General features: G+C 65.0%; 13 protein-coding genes and 2 pseudogenes. 1 reads left to right on the top strand and 14 read right to left on the bottom strand.

Translation table 11 applies throughout. The features are described 5' to 3' along the window. Nucleotides 1-10 precede the first annotated feature (10 nt). The 9 genes from EMO90_RS12310 to alr all read right to left on the bottom strand — a co-directional run bounded on the left by EMO90_RS12310 (nt 11) and on the right by alr (nt 11,880). Entirely contained in the window at nt 11-442 is a 432-nt protein-coding gene (locus EMO90_RS12310; protein WP_223849732.1) for a DUF1156 domain-containing protein, read from the bottom strand. 55 nt (nt 443-497) lie between these two features. Continuing rightward, nucleotides 498-4,061, bottom strand: coding sequence for a helicase-related protein (locus EMO90_RS02015; protein ID WP_150353888.1), 3,564 nt, complete (start codon nt 4,059-4,061; stop codon nt 498-500). Nucleotides 4,062-4,150: 89 nt separating this feature from the next. After that, nucleotides 4,151-4,303: a hypothetical protein gene (locus EMO90_RS02010; protein ID WP_190971985.1), complete on the bottom strand. Its 153-nt coding sequence runs from the start codon at nt 4,301-4,303 to the stop codon at nt 4,151-4,153. Nucleotides 4,304-4,520: 217 nt separating this feature from the next. Beyond that, on the bottom strand, nt 4,521-5,228 hold the full coding sequence (locus EMO90_RS02005; protein WP_150353889.1) for a hypothetical protein: 708 nt from the start codon (nt 5,226-5,228) through the stop codon (nt 4,521-4,523). 373 nt (nt 5,229-5,601) lie between these two features. Next, nucleotides 5,602-5,805, bottom strand: coding sequence for a hypothetical protein (locus tag EMO90_RS02000; RefSeq protein WP_150353890.1), 204 nt, complete (start codon nt 5,803-5,805; stop codon nt 5,602-5,604). Next, a complete protein-coding gene (locus EMO90_RS01995; RefSeq protein WP_150353891.1) occupies nt 5,798-6,025 on the bottom strand; it encodes a hypothetical protein in 228 nt (75 codons plus the stop codon). The genes EMO90_RS02000 and EMO90_RS01995 overlap by 8 nt, the downstream gene beginning before the upstream one ends. Before the next feature lie 862 nt (nt 6,026-6,887). Beyond that, nucleotides 6,888-9,023, bottom strand: coding sequence for a DNA primase (gene dnaG, locus EMO90_RS01990; protein ID WP_150353892.1), 2,136 nt, complete (start codon nt 9,021-9,023; stop codon nt 6,888-6,890). A gap of 180 nt (nt 9,024-9,203) precedes the next feature. Then, entirely contained in the window at nt 9,204-10,511 is a 1,308-nt protein-coding gene (locus EMO90_RS01985; RefSeq protein ID WP_150353893.1) for a deoxyguanosinetriphosphate triphosphohydrolase, read from the bottom strand. Nucleotides 10,512-10,521: 10 nt separating this feature from the next. Further along, nucleotides 10,522-11,880 carry an alanine racemase gene (gene alr, locus EMO90_RS01980; RefSeq protein ID WP_150353894.1) on the bottom strand — a complete coding sequence of 453 codons (1,359 nt, stop codon included), beginning with the start codon at nt 11,878-11,880 and terminating at the stop codon, nt 10,522-10,524. 227 nt (nt 11,881-12,107) lie between these two features. Between alr and EMO90_RS01975 the strand changes: the two genes are divergently transcribed. Further along, nucleotides 12,108-13,529 (top strand): APC family permease, encoded by a 1,422-nt coding sequence (locus tag EMO90_RS01975; protein ID WP_150353895.1) that lies wholly within the window; start codon nt 12,108-12,110, stop codon nt 13,527-13,529. A 347-nt stretch (nt 13,530-13,876) separates the two neighbouring features. Here the strand turns inward: EMO90_RS01975 and EMO90_RS12815 are convergent. The 5 genes and pseudogenes from EMO90_RS12815 to EMO90_RS01950 form a co-directional block, all read right to left on the bottom strand. Beyond that, nucleotides 13,877-14,218, bottom strand: a pseudogene (locus EMO90_RS12815) (N-acetyltransferase); the annotation flags it as partial. 1,474 nt (nt 14,219-15,692) lie between these two features. Next, nucleotides 15,693-16,652: an aldo/keto reductase gene (locus tag EMO90_RS01960; protein WP_223849733.1), complete on the bottom strand. Its 960-nt coding sequence runs from the start codon at nt 16,650-16,652 to the stop codon at nt 15,693-15,695. A gap of 312 nt (nt 16,653-16,964) precedes the next feature. Next, the gene (gene gnd, locus EMO90_RS12665; protein ID WP_317908998.1) at nt 16,965-17,858 is read right to left on the bottom strand and encodes a phosphogluconate dehydrogenase (NAD(+)-dependent, decarboxylating); all 894 of its coding nucleotides are present in this window, start codon (nt 17,856-17,858) and stop codon (nt 16,965-16,967) included. 84 nt (nt 17,859-17,942) lie between these two features. Continuing rightward, a pseudogene (locus tag EMO90_RS12660) lies at nt 17,943-18,362 on the bottom strand (gluconokinase); the annotation flags it as partial. A gap of 162 nt (nt 18,363-18,524) precedes the next feature. Further along, nucleotides 18,525-19,958 carry a GntP family permease gene (locus EMO90_RS01950; RefSeq protein WP_150353897.1) on the bottom strand — a complete coding sequence of 478 codons (1,434 nt, stop codon included), beginning with the start codon at nt 19,956-19,958 and terminating at the stop codon, nt 18,525-18,527. Between the last annotated feature and the right edge of the window lie 61 nt (nt 19,959-20,019).

Genomic DNA, 20,019 nt, shown 5'->3' with positions numbered 1-20,019 from the left:
GGCAGCGGATTCAGATCAGAGGCATGAGCCTCCAAGCCCAACCGTTGCGCCTCCAATGGAATGGAGCCGCCGCCCGCGAACGGGTCCAATACCGCAAGCCCCCCCCGCACGATTCCGTGATCAGGCGGTTGGCCTCGCGGTACAGCTCGGCGTCGGTGACGTTCTCCCAGCGGGCGAGCCGTTCCATCAGTTGGTGCAGACGGCTGCGCTCGGCGTCCTGCGCCTCCGCCGTGGGGAATCGGTCCGGGTGCGCGGACGGGTCATCGACCAGCTGTGCGAACAGGATGGAACGCGTGGTGGCCAGAGGCCGGCGCGCCCAGTACAGGTGCAGTGTGGACGGCAAGCCATGCCGAAGCGACTTCTCGCGGGCGGACTCCTCATTGATCTTCTTGAGCGGAATGCCGGTCTCAATGAGCTTCTTCCTGCGTGGCGTATCCGTCATGGCTCTACTCTCCTATTACTTTCTATCCGTTCTATTGTATGCAAACCAGACAATGTTACGAAGTAACCTTGATCGGCGCGTACCCCCGATCCCAGTAGTCGGCCCACTGTTCATTGAACGATCGCGTGGAGGACGCGGGGCTGATGTGGTCGAACGCATGCGCCACGTACCGAATGGCGTCATGCTCCGGCCCGTCCGGACTGACACGCACCAGGGCGAGGCGATGCCGGTCCCCCTGCGATTGGGCCAACGCCACCTCGTTGGCGGTCACGGTGAACGTATCCGCCTCGGGCAGGTCAATGCGCCCCTTGACCTCGATGAAGTGCACGTAACCCTGCCAGTCAACGGAACGGATGTCGAACCCCTTGTTGTTGTGCGGCATCTCGGTGGGCGCATTGCCGAGCAGCTCCTCCATGCGCATGGTCAGGGCGACCGCCCGCCGGTCCACTTCCTCGGTGTTCCGCGCGAACGGTCTGGACGCCGCCTCGTTGTCGTTCGCCCCGATGACGATGAGACGTTCGGGAACCACCAGCGCCATGCCGCGCATCACCGCAGGCTTGGCACGAAGTCGCACGTCCTCGCTCAGATCCCGCTCGCGCCGGTCGAGCCGCTCCTCCATCTCCCGGGCGCGCTTGAGGGCAAGGCCGGAGGTCATGCGCCCGCCCCGCCTGCCGTTCCGCTCGTCATCACGCAGCTTGTTGTACTCGCCGTACCAGTAGTCGATCTCCGCGTTCAACCGACTCCTGACCTGTACGAGCACATGTTCGTTCTCCACCGTCCGGCGCGCCTGCAGCTCGGCCAAGCGAGGCTTGGTGCCCCGCTCGTATGCCATACGGCGCATCGCATCGGCATGGTCGTCATGCAGCCACGGAGCGGCGAGCAACGATTCGATGTTGCCGCGTTCCTCGTCCCGCGGACCGTCGTAATCCAAGTACGGCGGCGCTTGGGAGAATGCCGGCTCGCCGTGTTCGCCGAGCTGAAGGTAGTCGAAATGCCTGGAGACGGCGCTGCCCTTCGCATCGATGATGGTCTGTTCAGCGGCAACCATCAGAATAGGCTCGTCAGGTTGCGTATCCGTACGGTCTACGAACACGGTTCCTCGGTCCAAGGCCTCGCCGTACCTGTCGATGACGAAATCAACGACGGCGTCGAGTAGCGGCACACCCGGCGCAACCAGCACCGCATCCGGGCTGCCGTGGCCGAGATGCGTAAGGCCCGGATCGAAGGTAATGCGCTCATATGCGTCCACAACCATCCGATGACGGTCAATCCGCTCCGCACGTCTGCGAATGGCGGACGGCACATGGGTCAGCTCCCACCGGTTGGTTTCGCGCTGCCGTGCCGTGCCACCAAGCCGCTGGAAAGCCGGCAGGAAGAACGCGGAGATGAAACCCGGCTGGAGCTTGCGTTCGCGGGTCTTCTCCATGAGCTCGCGAACCTCGCGCACGTCAAGGCTCGGGTACATCTCCGGATGGGCGGACCGTTCCGCAATGAGCTCGTCCAGTTTCTGTCTCACGCCGCTGTCGATGACCCGGTCGAGTCTGGCCTGCACCTCGGGGTCATCGCCATACCGGATGGCCTGCAGCATCAGGTCCTTGAGCGGCTTGCCGTCGAACGCCCTGCCGTCGCCCAACACGTTGAACAAACGGCCTCCGTAGGCTTTGCCCATCGTTTCGATCTTGCCCAGCAGTTTGCCGTACACCTCGCCCTCGCGAGTGTTCTTCGCCACGAGGTTCCACAGGAAACAGGTGCGTTTCTGTCCGATGCGGTGAATGCGCCCGAAGCGCTGCTCGATGCGGTTCGGGTTCCACGGCAGATCGTAGTTCACCATCAAGTCGGCTCTCTGCAGGTTCAGTCCCTCGCCGGCTGCGTCCGTGGCCACCAGAATGCGCACGTCGGGGTTGCTGATGAACCGTTCCTGCACGGCCTTGCGCTCGTCGCGGTTCATGCCGCCGTGGATCACCGTCACCGCCTCCGGCCGTCCCAGCAGCGAAGCGATCCGACGAGACAGGTAGTCGAGCGTATCCCTGTGCTCGGTGAACACGATCATCTTGTGCGGTTGTTCGGCGGTGCCGGCATCCAGCACACGATGCTGGAGGATGTCCGTCAACTGTGACCACTTCGCATCCACGCCTGTCATGCGCACCGCCTTGGCCTTACTCACGAGACCGTCAAGCACACCGATCTCCGCGGCAAGCTCCTGCTCGGTGCGCGCGGCCGTGGCCGAATCGACCACCTGATCAAGTTCCAGTTCAAGTCTACCCTGACCGTTCTCGTCGGTTTCATTCCACATGTCTTCATAGTCATCGATGTCGGTCGGCTGGTTGGCCGCCGGCTCGAACATAGTTGCAATGGAATCGGGGTCCTCCCGTAGGCGACGCAGCAGTTCCGACAGGCGATCGCGACGACGAACCAGCGAGCGAAGAATGGCTTCGGGACTGGATGCCAGACGGCGCTGCAGAATCGTCAGGGCGAAGCCGATGCTGTTCGCGCGTCGGCCGTCGGCTTGCAACAGTCTGGCCGCGGCATTCATGCCCGAACGCACGTATTGCGTCACGGCCCGGTACAGATCCGTTTCTCCGGCCGAGAGCTCATAGGCGACGGTTTCGGCCCGGCGTTCGGGAAATAGCGGCTTGCCTTCGAAAGTGAGCAGATCCTCCTTGACCATGCGGCGCATCAGGCCCTGGGTATCGGTGCGGCGGTGACGAGCCGGTTTGTACAGCCCCGCGAACCGGTCACGATCCAACAAGGACATGAACAACTGGAAGTCCCGCTCGTTGCCGGAGTGCGGCGTTGCCGTCATCAGCAGCAGGTTCTCGGCCGTTGCAGCCAGCGTCTCGCCCAATCTGAATCGGCTTGTGCGCTCCACATCGCCATATTGGTTCCGGAAATGGGCGCTCATGCGGTGAGCCTCATCCACGATGGCAATGTCCCACCGGACCTCTCCGATCATGTCCATCAACTCGTTATTGCGCGCAACCTGATCCATGCGGATGATGAGCCGGTCATGGTCGCGGAGCGGATTGCCCGACGGCGACGCAAACCGCATGGACGGGTGGAACACCTCGAAATCAAGCGAGAACTTCTGCGCGAGCTCGTCATGCCACTGCTCCGCCAACCCGCCGGGACACACTATGGCCACGCGCTCGGCGGCCGAACGCAACAGCATTTCCTTGACGTACAGACCCGCCATGATGGTCTTGCCCGCACCCGGATCGTCCGCCAACAGGAACCTTAGTGGCACCTTCGGCAACATATCCTCGTATACGGCGCGAATCTGATGCGGCAGCGGATCGATGTCCGAGGAGTACACCGCCGCCATCGGGTCATACAATGCGGCGTACCTAATGCGCAGCGCCTCCGCCGCCAGCCGGAATTCGTCAGGATCTGCGTCGAACCGCGGTCCGCCATGCTCCGGCTGCACAACCCGCAGACGCGCGATGCCGTCGGATCCGATGATCTCCCTGCCGGTGCCGCCATCGGCCGTCGTATAAAACATGTCCACGGCATCATCGCTCATCGGCATCACGGCCGCTACCGTCACCGATTGGCCGGACACAACGCCGGAAAGGACAAGACCCGGCCTGATGTCGTCAAGTTGCAGCGGTGCATCATTCATCCCGGCATCCCTCCATCATCCCCGCCGATCATTCCACAATACCCGAAACGGCAGATAGCGGGAACGCTGTTTCAGTGCCTTCAGGAACACTAGCCGACCAGCCACTTCAAGGCGTAGACCTGTTCGATGCCCTCGTATGAGGCTGGACGTTCATCATCCAGCGTGATCAGGATCTTCGGATAGTTGACCCGTACCGCGCGCAACGACGACAGCTCCCGTTCCAGCGCATCCGGGTTGCGCACGGATACGCTGACCTGACAGTAACTACGATCTGTCGGTCTTCACGGCGAACCGCCCCGTCATTCTGAGCGAAGTCGAAGGATCCTTGGCCACTGTGCACCAATCACGTGCGTAAGTTAAGGATCCTTCGACTTCGCGCTACGCGATCCGCTCAGGATGACGAGAAGGCCAACTTCGCTTCACGGCTCAGCGCTCAGAATGGCATAAAGCGCATTCCCCTCATGATGCCGCTGCCCGCGCCCCCTGCGGGATCCTTCCGCCGCCGTAGTCGAGCACGTGCGCGATGAGCAGCGCCAGCGCGCCGACCACGAGGTACATGCCGATCTCGCTCAATTGCGGCGAGATGTTAAGATTCGACCGGCCGGTAATCGACGAAAGCACCACCGCCAGCAGTGAGCCAGCCCCCGCGACCACGGGCATCGCGATGAGCAGCCAGCCGATGCGATTCAGGGATTCGACGAATCCTTCATCGAACGGACTGAACAGGTCGGCGCGATCCAGCCACGACTGTATGACCTGACTGATGCGTCGGATGTTGCGCATCACAAGCGCCATCGCGATCGCACAGCCAAGCTGCAGGACGATCAGCGTGAACAGCGCAGCGGGGTTGGCCGCGCGCGCCTCGGCCTGCTCCTGAAGCATGATCCGGTACTGGTCAGGATCCATGCCGTTGATCGTATTCGTCGCCGGCACGCAGTCGATGCGCCACAATTGCGCCTGGTATTGCGAGTCCGTTGCGGGATCCGGCAGCGTGAACGTGAAGCCGGCGACCGTATCCGCCACGCCGACACCGAACGAGCCCTGCCCGGTTTCTTGGCCGTATCCGCCATTCGGCATGCGGTCCGCGACGCCGCCCGCCATGACGGTGAGCACCAGCATGACCGTGCACGCCGCCGCGCCGATCCAGCAAATCACCTCGATCAGCACCGACGCCCAGTACACGATGCCGTTGAGTCGCGTGAAATCAAGTTTGCCGTTCCCAAACCTCTTGCTCATGATGCAACCTCCACGTCGCATCGGGCGCAGCCTCCGGAAGACCGCCGCTATGACTCCATGATACCGGATCCCGGTTGTTTCGTCGCCTGAGCGGCCCTCCTTGGCAGATCCTCTCCGTCATCCTGAGCGGAGTCGAAGGATCCTTGGCCACTGTGCACCAAACATGTGCGTGAATTAAGGATCCTTCGGCTCCGCTCAGGATGACGAGAGGGCTAACTCCGCCACACTTCACTCAGGATGACCAAGGGACGGCTCAGCACATCAGGAATGAGGCCACTCAATTCCGAACACACCATCATGAAGCTCAGCATGCGTGAAACTCCATGTATCCGGAGTAATGTCCGTTCGGATTGTTCAATATATGCGGTGCATAGGCGTCGGACACCCTGCCATCCACACGCAGTTCCTCACGGACGATGCGAAGGACCTCCGCGGCATAGTCACGCCGGTATCGCGCAAGCCGTTTGAGATCGGCCTTGGCCAATTCGGAATAGGCGACGTCAAGCATCGCCCAGCACCTCACGCTCAAACGCGTCGAAATCCGAATCCGTGCGCAGCACGGTATCGGTCGGCAGCGCATGAGCAATCCTGCCCTTGATGTCGTCGCGCTGGGCGAACGTATCAATCACGTGGCGCAGATACTCATCGAGATCGATGCCCGCCGCGCGCGCGGCGTTAGCCGCATCGACGTATCGCGCCGTATCCACATTGGGAATGTTCAACGTCATGGTGGACATGGTTCCCTCCAATCTGTCGTCATCAGGCAGCCGACAACACATCTATTGTACGTACGAAGATGGGGAAACGATCCTGTCTTTACGCGACGTCGCCTGACCGTCATCCTGAGCACTGAGCCGTGAAGCGGACAGCCCGGTGGGCTGTCCGTAGGCGAGGGGAGCCGCCGCCAAGGCGGCGACGGTCCGGCGAAGCCGGACAGCGTAGCGCGAAGCCGAAGGATCCTTGCCCGCTGTGCACCAAATCTGTGCGCGAATTAAGGATCCTTCGACTCCGCTACGCTCCGCTCAGGATGACGAGAGGGCCAACTCCGCTCCGCTGCGCGCTCAGGATGACGAGAGGGCCAACTCCGCCACACTTCGCTAAGGATGACGTTGGGAGTCCTCACTCTGCTCAGGATGAGAGAGTACCCTGTAGCGCCCGCTGTCGAACCGAGTTGCAGGATCTGCCAGCAAGTCGATCGTCTTTCCTGTTTGCTGGCAGATCTAGCATTTTAGCGGGCTGTTGGGGGCTCTCAGATACAGGTTTTGCCAGTAAACAGGTAAGCTCAGTAAGTTGCTGGCAGATCCTGCAACTCGGCGGAGATTTGTGCGGGAAGTGAAGGATCCTTCGACTCCGCTACGGTGTCCGGCTGCGCCGGACCGTCGCCGCCTTGGCGGCGGCTCCCTTCGCCTACGGACAGCCCACCGGGCTGCCCGTCACGGCTCAGTGCTCAGGATGACAGCGGGAGGGGCCCGACGTGCACCGCTCAGGACGACAGAAGGGAGGGCATATCCGCCACACTTCGCTCAGGATGGCACAAGGGAGGGCTAGCTCCGCTACGCTTCGTTCAGAATGACGAGAGAGCCGGCTCAACTAGGCCACGTTGTTGTTGTAGACCTGCGACTGGAGGTCCTTGCGGGCGGCCTCGAGCTTGGCGACGCGGCCCAGCAGCGCGAACTTCTCGTCGCCGTCGGGCAGTTGGGCCATGCGGCGGCGCGCGGCGGCGATCCGGCGCATGTAGTCCATGTCGATCAGTCGCACCAGCAGTTCGGTGGCGTACCGGGTCTCGGCCTGGCTGGGCGCGCGCAACTGCACGGCCGCCGCGTTCTGCGATCCCGCCGCATCCTGCGCGCCCGGGCCCTCGGAACCCGCACCGGCCGGCGAGGGAGGCAGCGGCAGCGGCATCACGGCGAGTTCGTTGATCACCTGATCGAGCATGGGCCCGCCCGCCTTGGACAGCGCGTGCATCCACAGCCCCTGCGGAGTATCGTTCGATGGCAGTCCGCCCGCCGCCTCGAGCGCTTGGAACAGCGTGCGGAACACCGGCGTGGTGAAGCTGTCGACCGTGAGCGCCCCGAACAGCGACCGGTCCACCGCGCGCGGCACCTGGATGAGCGTGGCCATGAACTGCTGCTCGCAGATGAACACCGCGTCGTCGATGCGATGGTACGTCTGGTTCTTGGCATCCTGACGCTCCAGCAACTTTCGCGCGGCAGGATTGGCGAACGGGTTCTCGCCCTGGCGCTCACGCTCCCGGTCGAACTCGCGTTCACCGTCAAAACCGCCGAAACCACCGGATCCACCACGGCGGCGCGGCGCATAGGCGTCCTCGTCGCGCACATGGGCGGCTCGGCGGGCGGAGGCCACCTCGCGCTGCAGGATGTCCAGATCGACGCCGATGCGGCGGGCGGCCTTGCGCGTGTAGATGTCCAGCAGGGACCGGTCGCGGATCTGCGCGATCACCGGCGCCACCGCATGCACGGCCCCCATCTGGCCGGTGGTGAACTGCGTGTCGAACCGGTCGATCGCCGTCTCGATCACGAAATCGTACAGCGGGCGCGCATGCTCCACCAGCGAGCGCACGGCCTGATCGCCGCGTTGGATGCGCAGATCGCAGGGATCGAGATTGTCGTCGGCCACGGCCACGAACGTCTGCGACAGGAACGCCGAATCGAGGCCGAAGGCGTGCAGGGCGGCCTTCTGACCGGCCGCGTCGCCATCGAATGTGAACACGACGCGCGAGCTGAGGGCCTGCCCGTCCACCTTGCGCGGGCCGATCAGCTGGATCGCGCCCAGCGAATCGTCGGCGATCAGGCGGCGGACGATCTTGGCGTGATCGGCGCCGAACGCGGTGCCGCACGTGGCCACGGCGGTGTCCACGCCGGCCAGATGCATGGCCATCACATCCGTGTAGCCCTCCACGATCACCACCTGGCGCTTCTTGACGATCGACGTCTTGGCCAAATCGATGCCGTAGAGCACCTGGGTCTTGCGGTACAGCTGCGTGTCCGGCGTGTTGATGTACTTCGCGGCGATCGTGTCGTCCTCGTACAGCTTGCGCGCGCCGAAGCCCAGCGTGCGGCCGGTCGAATCGCGGATGGGCCACGTGACTCGGCCGCGGAAGTAGTCGTAGACGCCACGCTGGCCCTGACGAGCGAGGCCGGCATCCAGCATTTCCTTCTGCGTGAAGCCCTTGGAGGCGAGGTGGCGGACCAGATTGTCCCATCCCTGGGGCGCGTAGCCGCAGCCGAAGCGCTCGCAATCGGCCTGGCTGAAGTTGCGGCCGCCCAGCAGCTTGCGCGCGGCGAGGGCCTCCTTGCTCATGATCTGCGAGACGAAGAATCGCTGGGCCTCCTCGTTCGCCTCCAGCAGACGGGCGCGTCTGGTCCCGTGCGCGGCCTCGCGGTTGGCGCCCTGCCCGTTCTGCTCGTAATGCAGTTCTATATGGTACTTGTCCGCGAGCAGCTCCACGGCCTCGCGGAAGTCGATGTTCTCCTGCTGCTCGACGAACTTGAACACGTCGCCGCCCAGCCCGCAGCCGAAGCAGTGCCACACGCCCAGCGACGGCCGCACGTTGAAGCTTCCGGTCTTCTCGTCGTGGAACGGGCAGAGGCCCACGTACGTGCCGGTACCGGACGGTTTGAGGGCGACGGATGCGGACACGATGTCGTACAGGTCCGCGGCGGCGCGCACCTTCTCCACGTCTTCCTTCAGAATCATTCCAGCCATAGCTCACTACAGTAGCGCACGGCCGGGTGCATTCCGGCGCATTCCGGCGCATTCGACAGCCCGGAACGTTTGGTTCGTTTTCGGCCCGAAAAACCGGCGTAAAACGGACCAAACGTTCCGGGATGCGCCGGGCGGGCGGCCGGGCAGAGCAGGGCGGCCGGGCGGGCAGGCAGGCCGGGCTCAGCCGCACAGGATGGAGTGCAGCGCCAGCGCGGAGCCATCGGTCAGGCTGGCCACCTGATCCACGGCCACGCGCAACCGCTCGTCATCGTTCGAGCATTCGTACCAATCGTCCAGGAACTGGCTTTCCAAGGCCTCCGAAGGTTTGGGCGAGTCGCGCATGAGCACGTCGATCAGATCCCCGATGATCGTGCGCTCCTCGCGGTGGAACGGCTCCCGCTCGCGCGGGGCCATGACGAAATGCACGGCGATGCCCTTGAGCGCCACGATCTCGTAGCTCGTCGATTCGGGGATCACCAGACTGGCCGAATAGCGCGTGAGCGGGCCGGATCCGTACGTCTCGCGCGTGGCCTCCTCCACACTCCACGCGAACCGGCCGATCAGGTCCGACGTGATGTTCTTGAGCTGGGCCAGCGCCCGGCGCGACCCGTTGAAATGGTCCGGGAACATGTTGAGCCGCTTGAGCCGTCCGTAGGCCGCGACCAGCCCGTCCGCGTCCCATTGCGATCCGTACCATTCGCGCGTGCTGTCGACGATCCGGTCGATCATCCGCGGATCGTCCAGCACGATCGGATTGAACGCGCCGGTGGCGATGGAGTCCTCCACATCGTGCACCGAATAGGCGATGTCGTCCGCGAGATCCATGATCCGGCACTCCATGGGCTTGGTGCGGCGCAGATCCTCGGGCACGCCGTCCTTGAGCCACCGGAAGACGTCCTCGTCGTCCGGGTACACGCAGAACTTGGTGCCGGGGCTGCCGTCCGGCTTGGCGGGCGCATCCCGCAGCGTCCACGGGTATTTGACGGCCGCATCCAGCGAGGCGCGCGTAAGGTTCACGCCGGCCGATCGCAGTCCGTCCGGATGGAACACCTTGGGTTCCAGGCGCGTGAGGATCCTCAGGGTCTGCGCATTGCCCTCGAACCCGCCGATGCCGCCGGCGATGGCCGCGAGCGCCCGCTCCCCGTTGTGTCCGAAGGGCGGGTGTCCCAGATCGTGCGCAAGGCAGGCGCAGTCGACCACGTCCGGATCGCAGCCCAGCAGCGCGCCGATCTGCCGGCCGATCTGCGCCACCTCAAGCGTGTGCGTGAGCCTCGTGCGGGCGAAGTCGTCGGTGCCGGCCACCAGGATCTGGCTTTTGGCACCCAGCCTGCGCAGGGCCGAGCAGTGGATGAGCCGGGCCCGGTCGCGCTCGAACGCCGTGCGCGACTTGGATTTGGGCGGTTCGGGCGCCCACCGCTCCTCGTCGCGCGGGCCGTACCCCTCGCCCGCGGGTATGCGTTCGAACGCTCCGATGGCACCGGCTTCCATTGCTCGCCCCTTATAGGATCGACGCGGGGTCGAGGAGCTTCAGGTCCTCGGGCGGCAGCACCTCGGCGGCGTTGAGGTACAGGCGCGGGATGCGGTTCCTCAGGCAGGTGAAGATCTCGTAGCTGATCGTTTCGGCGGCGCGGGCCCAGTCGTCGGCGGTGGGCTCGCACACGGCCTCGCCGCGGCCGGGGCCGAACAACACCACGGTGTCGCCCTCCTGGATGCCCATGTCCGCGGCCGACCCGTGCAGGTCGAGGATGAACTGGTCCATGCACACGCGGCCGGAGACGCGCTCCAGCTTGGGCCCCTGCCTGGTCATGAGACGGACCGGGCCGCCGAGCTTCTCGACGTGCTTGGCGCCCTGCATGTCGAAGCCGGAGGCGGAACGGTGGATGCCGTCCGCATAGCCCAGCGGCACGATGGCGGTGGACGTGTTCTGCGGCACCAGATAGGTGCGGCCGTAGGAGATGGCGTGGCCGGCCTCCACGTCCTTGACCGTGCCAAGCTGGGCCTGCAGGGTCATGGCGGGCTTGAGATGGTAGCGCTGCGGGGTTCCCATGGCCGGATCGGGCTCGTAGCCGTACAGGCCGATGCCCGGGCGGGTGAGCTCGTAGTGGGCCTTCGGGCGGTCCAGCGTGGCGGCCGTATTGGCGATATGGCGGATCTGCGGCTCCAGACCAGCGGCGCGCATGCGATCGGTGAACTCGTCGAACACCTCGATCTGACGGTCCGTGGATGCGACGAACTCAGGCACGTCGGGCGCATCCGCCACGGCGAGGTGGCTCCACTGGCCCACGATCCGGATCAGCCCCAGCGCCTCCTGCTCGCGCAGCTCGCGCAGGGCCTCGTCGAAGGCGGCCGGCGTGAAGCCGTTGCGGCCGAAGCCGGTGTCGCACTTGACATGCACGCGGGCGGGGCGGCCCACCTTGCGGGCGGCCTCGGCCACGCGCGCGATGCCGGCGAGGGAGCCGACGGACACGTCCAAGTCCGCGGCGATCAGCTCGTCGAAGGGCACCTCAAGGCCGGAGTACATCCAGGTGAGGATGTGGCAGCGATCCGGTCCGATGCCGGCCGCGCGCAGGGCGAGCGCCTCGTGCGCTTGGGCGGTGCCCAGCCAGGTCGCGCCGCCGGCCAGTGCCGCCAGGGCTGACGGGATGAGGCCATGGCCGTAGGCGTCCGCCTTGACCACGCCCATCACGGCCGTGCCCGAATCGGGCCCTCCGCAGATCTCGACGAGACGGGCCATGTTGTCCCGCAGCGCCTTGAGATCGACGATGCACTGCGCGGGATATCTCCTGCACGCCGCCTTGTAGTTGGCCTTGCCCTGTTCACTCGAAAAAACCCATTCCGGGGCCGCATTCAAACTCATGCGCTCCATTGTGGCGCGGCACTATGACGTTTTCGTGAGCCCGCATTCCGAGACGAAGTCCATCGCGATGCGGCCTTCTGTCCCCATGCCGCCCTATGCTTGCTCAACATGTTCGCGCGGTGCTGTTTCACGCGCGGTCATTCTGATTCCCGGCGTTTAAGGCGTGCCGAGGTCCCGGAACTCCGTCCGGTCCAGCCCATATCCATTCCGTATATTGAGAGAAGACAATGGATCTTTTTCGCAAGAAGTCGGTGGATCAGCTGGTCGCTGAATCCACCCCGCTCAAGCGCACCATGCGCACATTCGATCTGACGATGCTCGGCATCGGCGCGATCATCGGCACGGGCATCTTCGTGCTGACCGGCAAGGGCGCGCTGACCGCCGGCCCGGCGCTGTCGGTCTCGTTCCTGCTGGCCGCCATCTGCTGCGGCTTCGCGGGCCTGTGCTACGCGGAGTTCGCCTCCATGGCCCCCGTGTCCGGCTCCGCATACTCCTACTCCTACCTGGCGTTCGGCGAGCTCATCGCATTCATCATCGGCTGGGATCTTATCCTCGAATACGCGCTGCAGGCGGCCACCGTGTCCGCCGGTTGGTCGGGCTACTTCAACAAGCTGCTGGAGGGCTTCGGGCTGCATCTGCCCGTTGAGCTCACGGCCGCATACGGCACCACGCCGGGCGTCACCACGTACTTCAACCTGCCCGGATTCGTGATCGTGCTACTCATCACCTGGGTGCTGTCCATCGGCATCAACCAGACCAAGAGGACCAACGACGTGATGGTGATGATCAAGCTCGTGATCATCGTGCTGTTCATCGTGTGCACGGTCTGGTACGTCAACCCGGCCAACTGGAAGCCCTTCTCCCCCTATGGCATCTACACATTCCAGCCCGGATCGACCCAGCCGTACGGCATCGTGCCGGCCGCATCGATCGTGTTCTTCAGCTTCATCGGCTTCGACGCCGTCTCATCCTCCGCCGAGGAGACCGTCAATCCCAACAAGACGCTGCCCAAGGGCATCCTGCTGTCCCTGATCATCTCCACGGTGTTCTACATCATCATGACGCTGATCATGACCGGCGTGGTCCCTTACCAGCAGTTCGCCAACTTCATCGACGCGCCCGTGGCTGGCGTGATCCTGGCCACCGGCATGAACTGGCTCGCGTTCATCGTGAACCTGGGTGCGCTGGTGGGCATGACCACCGTGATGCTCGTGCAGCTGTACGGCCAGTCCCGCATCTGCTACGCGATGAGCCGCGACGGCCTGTTCCCGGAGTTCTTCGGCCACGTGCACAGCAAGTACCGCACCCCGTTCAAGGGCACCTGGTTCTTCGGCATCCTCACGGCCGTCGCCGGCGGCTTCATCAACATCAACGTGCTGTTCGAGCTGGTGAACATCGGCACGCTGTCCGCGTTCATCATCGTGTCCGCGGGCATCCTGTGGATGCGCCACACCCAGCCCGACGCCCACCGCGGTTTCAAGGCCCCGCTCGTGCCGTTCACGCCCATCTGCGCGATCATCTTCTGCTTCGTGCTCATCGCCGGCCTGAACTGGGAGACCTGGGTGCGGTTCGCGGTCTGGTTCGGCATCGGTCTGGTGGTGTACTTCGCGTACAGCCGCAAGCGCTCCAAGCTCAACGCGGCGGACTGATCCCCGGGTTCGGCCGGCCGGCCAAGACAATGGCAAAGTGAGCAATTCCATTGCGGTGGAGGATTCAGATGGCTCCAGATGTCTCCCACCGCAATGGATTTGCTCACTTTGCGACGACAACTGCATAGAATGAGCGGATCCATTGCGATATGGGCCTTTCGGGGCCTCCAGCGCAATGGATCCGCTCATTTTGTTCCGCAGCGCGCTCCACGGCGCTTCCACGGCAGCGGATTTACTCACTTTGCGACGATGAATGCGCAGAATGAGCAAATCCACTGCGGTGCAGGCTCCAAAGGGACGCTAGCGCAATGGATTTGCTCATTCTGCGTGCCTTGCGGGCGCGCGAATCAGGCCGCCTTGCGGTTGTGGCGCTGGAAGGCGATGCGCAGGGTGTCCGTGGGCCTGTCGATGAGCTGGATGGTGCCGCAGCGGGTGAAGCCATTGGTGGCGAGCACGTGCTGCATGGCCCTGTTGTTGGGATGGGTGTCCACGCGCACGTTGTCGTAGTGGCTGAGCACCCAGCCGAAGATGATGTGCGCCGCGCCCTTGATGATTCCGGCGGAGGCGACGCGGTGGATGGTCACATACCGGTCGTCATCCAGCCAGGCGCCGTCGATGGTCTTGTAGGTGGGGTCCTCCCCCGGGCATACGGCGAAGACCGCGAGGATGCGCTCGGCACCGGATGTCTTCGAGCTGGCGCCGGCCTTCGCGCCGGACTTGGGGTCGGCCGCGCCGGTTGCACCGGATTTCCCTGCCTGATACCCCTGCGGATTGCCCGGCGTGGAGACCCTCAGCGTGCGCGCGGTCGCCTTGACCGCACCGAATCCGGCCGGCGCATCCGCCTCGGTGCCGCCCAGATGATCCACGAGCAGCGTGCAGCGGCCGCACTTGATGTCGTCGCGGATCACCGATTCGCGCGGGAAGGTCTTGCCCCACTGCGTCGGATTGCCATTGGCGGCCATGAGCTTGCGGGCGCGCGCGTAGATCGCCAGGATCGCCGGCAGATCGGCCTTGGTGGCCTTGCGGAACTCATGCGCGGACTTGCCCGAACCGGACTTGCCGAGCGCGTTGGCTACGTTGGACTTGGACTGCATGCCGAACCCTCCGGAAACTGACGTAAAACGACTGACGACAACGTACCACACCGCCTCCCCGCCGGCATTTCGGGTGCGATTTCGGACGCAAGTCGGACCTCCCGTGTCTCAAGTCACATCCGATTCCCGAAATGGGTGCGAATTCGGACGCAAGTCGGGCCTCCCGTGTCTCAACCCGCATCCGATTCCGGAAAAGGATGCGAATTCGGACGCAAGTCGGACCTCCCGTGTCTCAACCCGCATCCGATTCCGGAAAAGGATGCGAATTCAGACGCAAACCGGACCTCCCGTGTCTCAACCCGCACCCAATTCTGGAAATGGGTGCGAATTCAGACGCAAATCGGGTCCCCCGCGTCTCAAGTCACATCCAATTCTCGAAAAGGATGCGAATTCAGACGCCAGCCGGGTCCCCCGTGTCTCAACCCGCATCCGATTCTCGAAATGGATGCGAATTCGGACGCGGGGGGCGGACGGTGGCGCAGAGGGGCGCACGGTGACGCAGAGGGACTAACGGGGTTCACGGGGACCACCCGCGAAGACACCCATGAGCGTCTGCGCACCAAGACGGGCGAACTGCGGGAGGCAATCACATCATGATTGAGGGCGGATTTTCGACTTCTCCGGATGATATCTGCGTTTTCAGGGCGTCCAATCAGCCGCATACCGCCCGGATGCCAACCGCGTGCCAAGGAAAAACCGCGGAATTCCACCGATCTCCATCATGTCCGGTCGGCGTCGAACCGGTCCTGTCGGCATGAAGACGCCCTGGAAATGCTGATCCGCCCCGACTATGCGAAATACCCGCGTCGCTAGGCCCGTGCCCTTCCGCAAACTGGGCAGATCGGAACCCGATCGTCGCAAACTGGGCAGATCAGGTCATATGGACACCAAAATCGGCCTCCAGATGACCGGATCCGCCCAGTTTGGAAATCAGGCGTTCCGATCTGCCCAGTTTGCACTGCCCGGTCTGCACTGCCCAGCCCACTGCCCAACCCGCAACCCGCAGAACCGAGAATGATCTTCCGCCGCCTTAGGGCCTTAGGACCTTAGGGCCTTAGGGCCTTAGGAACTACTTGGTGAACGGCTCGGAGGCCTTGTCCAGCGCAGCCACCTCGTCCGCGGTCAGGTCGAGCGCGGTGGAGGCAAGGAGCGCGGGCAGCTGCTCGGGCGTGCGGGCCGAGGCGATCGGGCCGGCGACCTGCGGGCGATGGCGCAGCCAAGCCAGCGCGACCGTGGCGATCGCCGTGCCGTGCGCCTTGGCCACCTCGTCCAGCGCGTCGACGAGCGCGAATCCGTCGGCGGTCAGGTAGTCGGCCACCATGCCCTGGCGCGCCTTGCCCTCGGCGTCCGCGGCGGAGCGGTACTTGCCGGTCAGGAACCCGGCGGCCAGCGAGAAGTACGGGAACACGGCGAGGTTCTCGCGCGCGGCGATGGGCGCGAGCGTGCGCTCATAGTTGCCGCGGTGGACCAGGTTGTAGTGCGGCTCGAGGGCCACGGGCAGCGCGTAGCCGTGCTCGCGGGCGATCCGGAACCACTCCTCGATGCGCTCGGCCGTGTAGTTGGACAGGCCGATCGCGCGGATCTTGCCGGCGCGGACCAGCTCGTCGAACGCGGCGGCGGTCTCCTCGAGTGGAGTCGAAGCGTCGTCGAAGTGCGCGTAGTACAGGTCGATCTCCTCCACGCCCAGGCGCAGCAGGGATTCGTCCGCGGCGGCCAGCACGTTCGCGCGGGACAGGCCCTTGTACTGCGGGTGCTCGCTGACCTTCGTGGCGATCACCACGCGGTCGCGGTTGCCGCGCACGGCCAGCCAGCGGCCCAGAATGATCTCCGATTCGCCGCCCGCGTTGCCCGGCGCCCACGCCGAGTACACGTCGGCGGTGTCGATGAAGTTGCCGCCCGCCTCCGTGTAGGCGTCGAGCACCGCGCGGCTGGTCGCCTCGTCGCTCGTCCATCCGAACGTGTTGCCGCCCAAGGCCAGCGGATACACCTCGAGGTCGCTGCCGCCCACCTTCACACGCTGATCAGCCATAATCATCATCCTTTCCGCGTACGGAACCAATCGTTGCAACGCGCCGCAATCCGGCCGCACGGCACGCCGCCCACGGCCCCGCGATCGCGTCCCCATCATTGTCACGCGCCGGCATGCCCGCCCGAAGGCCGTTCCGCTCCAGGCCGAGAAACGCCGCCCGTTCGGGTCAAAAAAGCATCGGCCCCTTCGGCACGATCGGCATGACGCCCTCCCAATACCGCCGCGAGAACCGGGCGGCATTGGGAGGCGAGGGCGTCGACTAGGGGAAGGCGACTAGGGGGCGACGACTAGGGGAAGGCGACTAGCCGCAGCTCACCAAGTGGCGATCTCGTCCACCTTGGTCACATGCCCGCCGAACTGGGCGCGCAATGCCGTCACCACGCGCAGGATGTCGTCGGCGCCGCCGCGCGAGGTCTGGCGCTGCCAGAGGGCCGCCGCGGTGGCCGGGGTGGGCACGCCGAGCTCCATCGCGGCCTCGACCATCCACCGGGCCTCGCCGGACTCGTTGGCGACGGCCGGCACGTTGCGCAGTTCGGGGTCGTGCGCGGCGGCGTTCTCGAACAGGTCGAGCAGCCAGCTGACCACCACGGATCCGGAGCGCCACGACTCCATGGTTTTGGCCGGGTCGGTGATGTACTCGCTGCGCATCATGGTAGCGAAGCCCTCGCCGAACGCCTGCATCATGCCGTACTCGATGCCGTTGTGCACCATCTTGGCGAAGTGGCCGCCACCCACCGGACCGGCGTGGACCAGACCGTATTCGCCCTCGGGCTTGAGGGTTTCGAAGATCGGCAGGACCTTGGCGTAGGTTTCGTCGTCGCCGCCCACCATGAGCGCATAGCCGCGTTCGGCGCCCCACACGCCGCCGGAGACGCCGCAGTCCAGGAACCCGATGCCGTGTTCGGCCAGCGCGGCCGCATGCTCGCGGTCCTCGGTGTACTTGGAGTTGCCGCCGTCGATCACAATGTCGCCGGGCTCGAGCAGCTCGCCCAGGCGCTCCACGGTGGAGTCGGTCGGCTTGCCGGACGGCACCATGATCCACACCACGCGCGGAGCGGACAGGGCGGCCACCAACGCCTCCAGGGAATCGACGTCGCGTCCGGACTCGGGGTTCATGTCGAAGCCGACGATCGTGTGGCCGCCGGCGCGCAGTCGGCGGACCATGTTGCCGCCCATGCGCCCCAGGCCGACCATGCCCATGGTCATGTGCCCGGCACCCGCCTCGAAGCCGCCCCGCTTCAGCGCGCCGATCACCGCGTCGCACTCCTGCTCGGGCGTGGTGCCGTGGCCGATCTCCACGTCCACGTGCACCTCGTCCGCGCCCGGCTCCTCGAGGATGTCGAACTGGGACTGCAGCATGTTGGGCTTCATGAAGTGGCCCTGACGATGGGACAGGCGCTCCAGCACCTCGTCGAAGGAGCCCTTCATGTAGACGAACACCACACCATCGCGGCGCAGCCGATCGCGGTACGCCCTCTTCAAGGCCGAGCAGGTGACCACGGCGGGCTCGCCGGCGGCGATGCGCTCGTCGATCCACGCGGCGAGGGTGTCCAGCCAGGGCCAGCGGTCGTCGTCGGTGAGCGGGATGCCGGCGGACATCTTGGCGATGTTGGCCTGCGGGTGGAAATCGTCGGCCTCGGCGGACTTGAGGCCCAGCTTGGCGGCCAGGTGCTCGGCGACGGTGGTCTTGCCGCAGCCGCACACGCCCATCATGACGATGACGGGGGCCTTGCCGGCGAAGTAGCCGGCGGGGATGGTGTTGGCGGCGATGATGGTGGTTTCGGTGGTCATGGTTCCTTCTTTCGATTACAGGTTGCACCGCGATTGGGACGGAATGGGATGGGTAAAAGGACGGACGGGTCGCGGCCGGCGCTACACCAGCGGCACGAAGATGCTGCAGATCATGACGAGCGCGAGCACGACCACGGACAGCAGGCATTCGAGCACGGACCAGGTCTTGAAGGTCTCGCCCACCTCCAGGCCGAAGTACTCCTTGATGAGCCAGAAGCCGGCGTCGTTGACGTGGGAGAGGAACACCGAGCCGGCGCCGATGGCGATCACCAGCAGAGCGATGGACGGGGTGGTGACCCCCATCTGCTCCACGACCGGCCCGAGGATGCCGGCGGTGGTGATGATCGCCACGGTGGCCGATCCGGTGGCCACGCGCACGAAGGCGGCGATGAGCCAGGCGAGCAGGAAGATGGAGACGGAGGAGCTTTCCACGAAGCGGCCGATGATGTCGCCGATGCCGGTGTCCACGAGCACGCCCTTGTAACCGCCGCCCGCGCCCACGATGAGCAGGATGCCGGCGATCGGAGGCAGCGCGGCCTTGAGGGAGTCGTTCACGTCCTTCCAGGACATGCGGGTGACCTTGCCGAGCGCGATCATGGAGAACAGCACGGCGGTGACGAGCGCGATGGCGGGCTTGCCGAAGAAGGCGAGGATCTGCGCGTGCAGTGCGGAGGAGCCGGCCTGATCGGGCGCGACGATCTCGAAGATCGCGTTGCCGAGCATGAGGATGGCGGGCACGAGGATGCACAGGACGGACAGCCAGAAGGGCGGCAGCGTGCGGTTCTGCGGCTTGGCGGCGGTGGCCGCGGCAGCCGCGGCGGATTCGTCGCCCAGGGATTCGGGGGCCGGCACCGGCACCCACTTGGCGGCGATGCAGGAGAACAGCGGGCCCACGAGCGCGGCGGTGATGACGGCGATCGGCAGGCCGAACATCATGGTCACGCCTACGGAGCCGTTGGGGAAGTTGCTCAGGGCGGCGAGCGGACCGGGCTGCGGCGGCATGCAGGCGTGCATGACCGAAAGGCCGGCGAGGGTGGGGATGGCCACGCGCATAAGCGGCAGGTTGGAGCGGCGGGCGATGAGGATGATCACCGGCACGAGCACCACCAGGCCCACCTCGAAGAACATGGGCAGGCCGATCAGCGCGCCGATCAGGGCCATGGTCCACGGGATCATGCGCGTGGAGGTTTTGGCGAGCAGCGTGCCCACGATGCTGTCCGCGGCGCCGGTGTCCATGAGCACGCGGCCCAGCATGGCGCCCAGGCCGACGAGGATGCCGACCGAGGCCATGGTGGAGCCGAACGTGGCGGAGAAGCTCTCCACGGTGGCGACCGGGCCGTAGCCGGAGCCGATGCCCACCACGAGCGCGGAGATGAGCAGGGAGACGAAGGGGTGCAGTTTGGCGACGGTCACCAGCAGGATCAGCACGACGATGCTGGCCACCACGCTGATGCCCAGTTGGGTGCCGTTGAGCTGGACGGCGGTTTCGGCCGCCGCAAGGATCAGATCATTCATGGTCCATCTCTTCTTTGAGTACGTGTGTTATATGCATGCCATCTTTGGTTCATGGTCTGCA

Origin of the sequence: Bifidobacterium vespertilionis (genome assembly GCF_008698145.1) — a bacterium.
Classification (GTDB): Bacteria; Actinomycetota; Actinomycetes; order Actinomycetales; family Bifidobacteriaceae; genus Bifidobacterium; species Bifidobacterium vespertilionis.
Note: the sequence above shows the minus strand (reverse complement) of the source record. Positions and strands in the feature narration are given on the sequence as shown.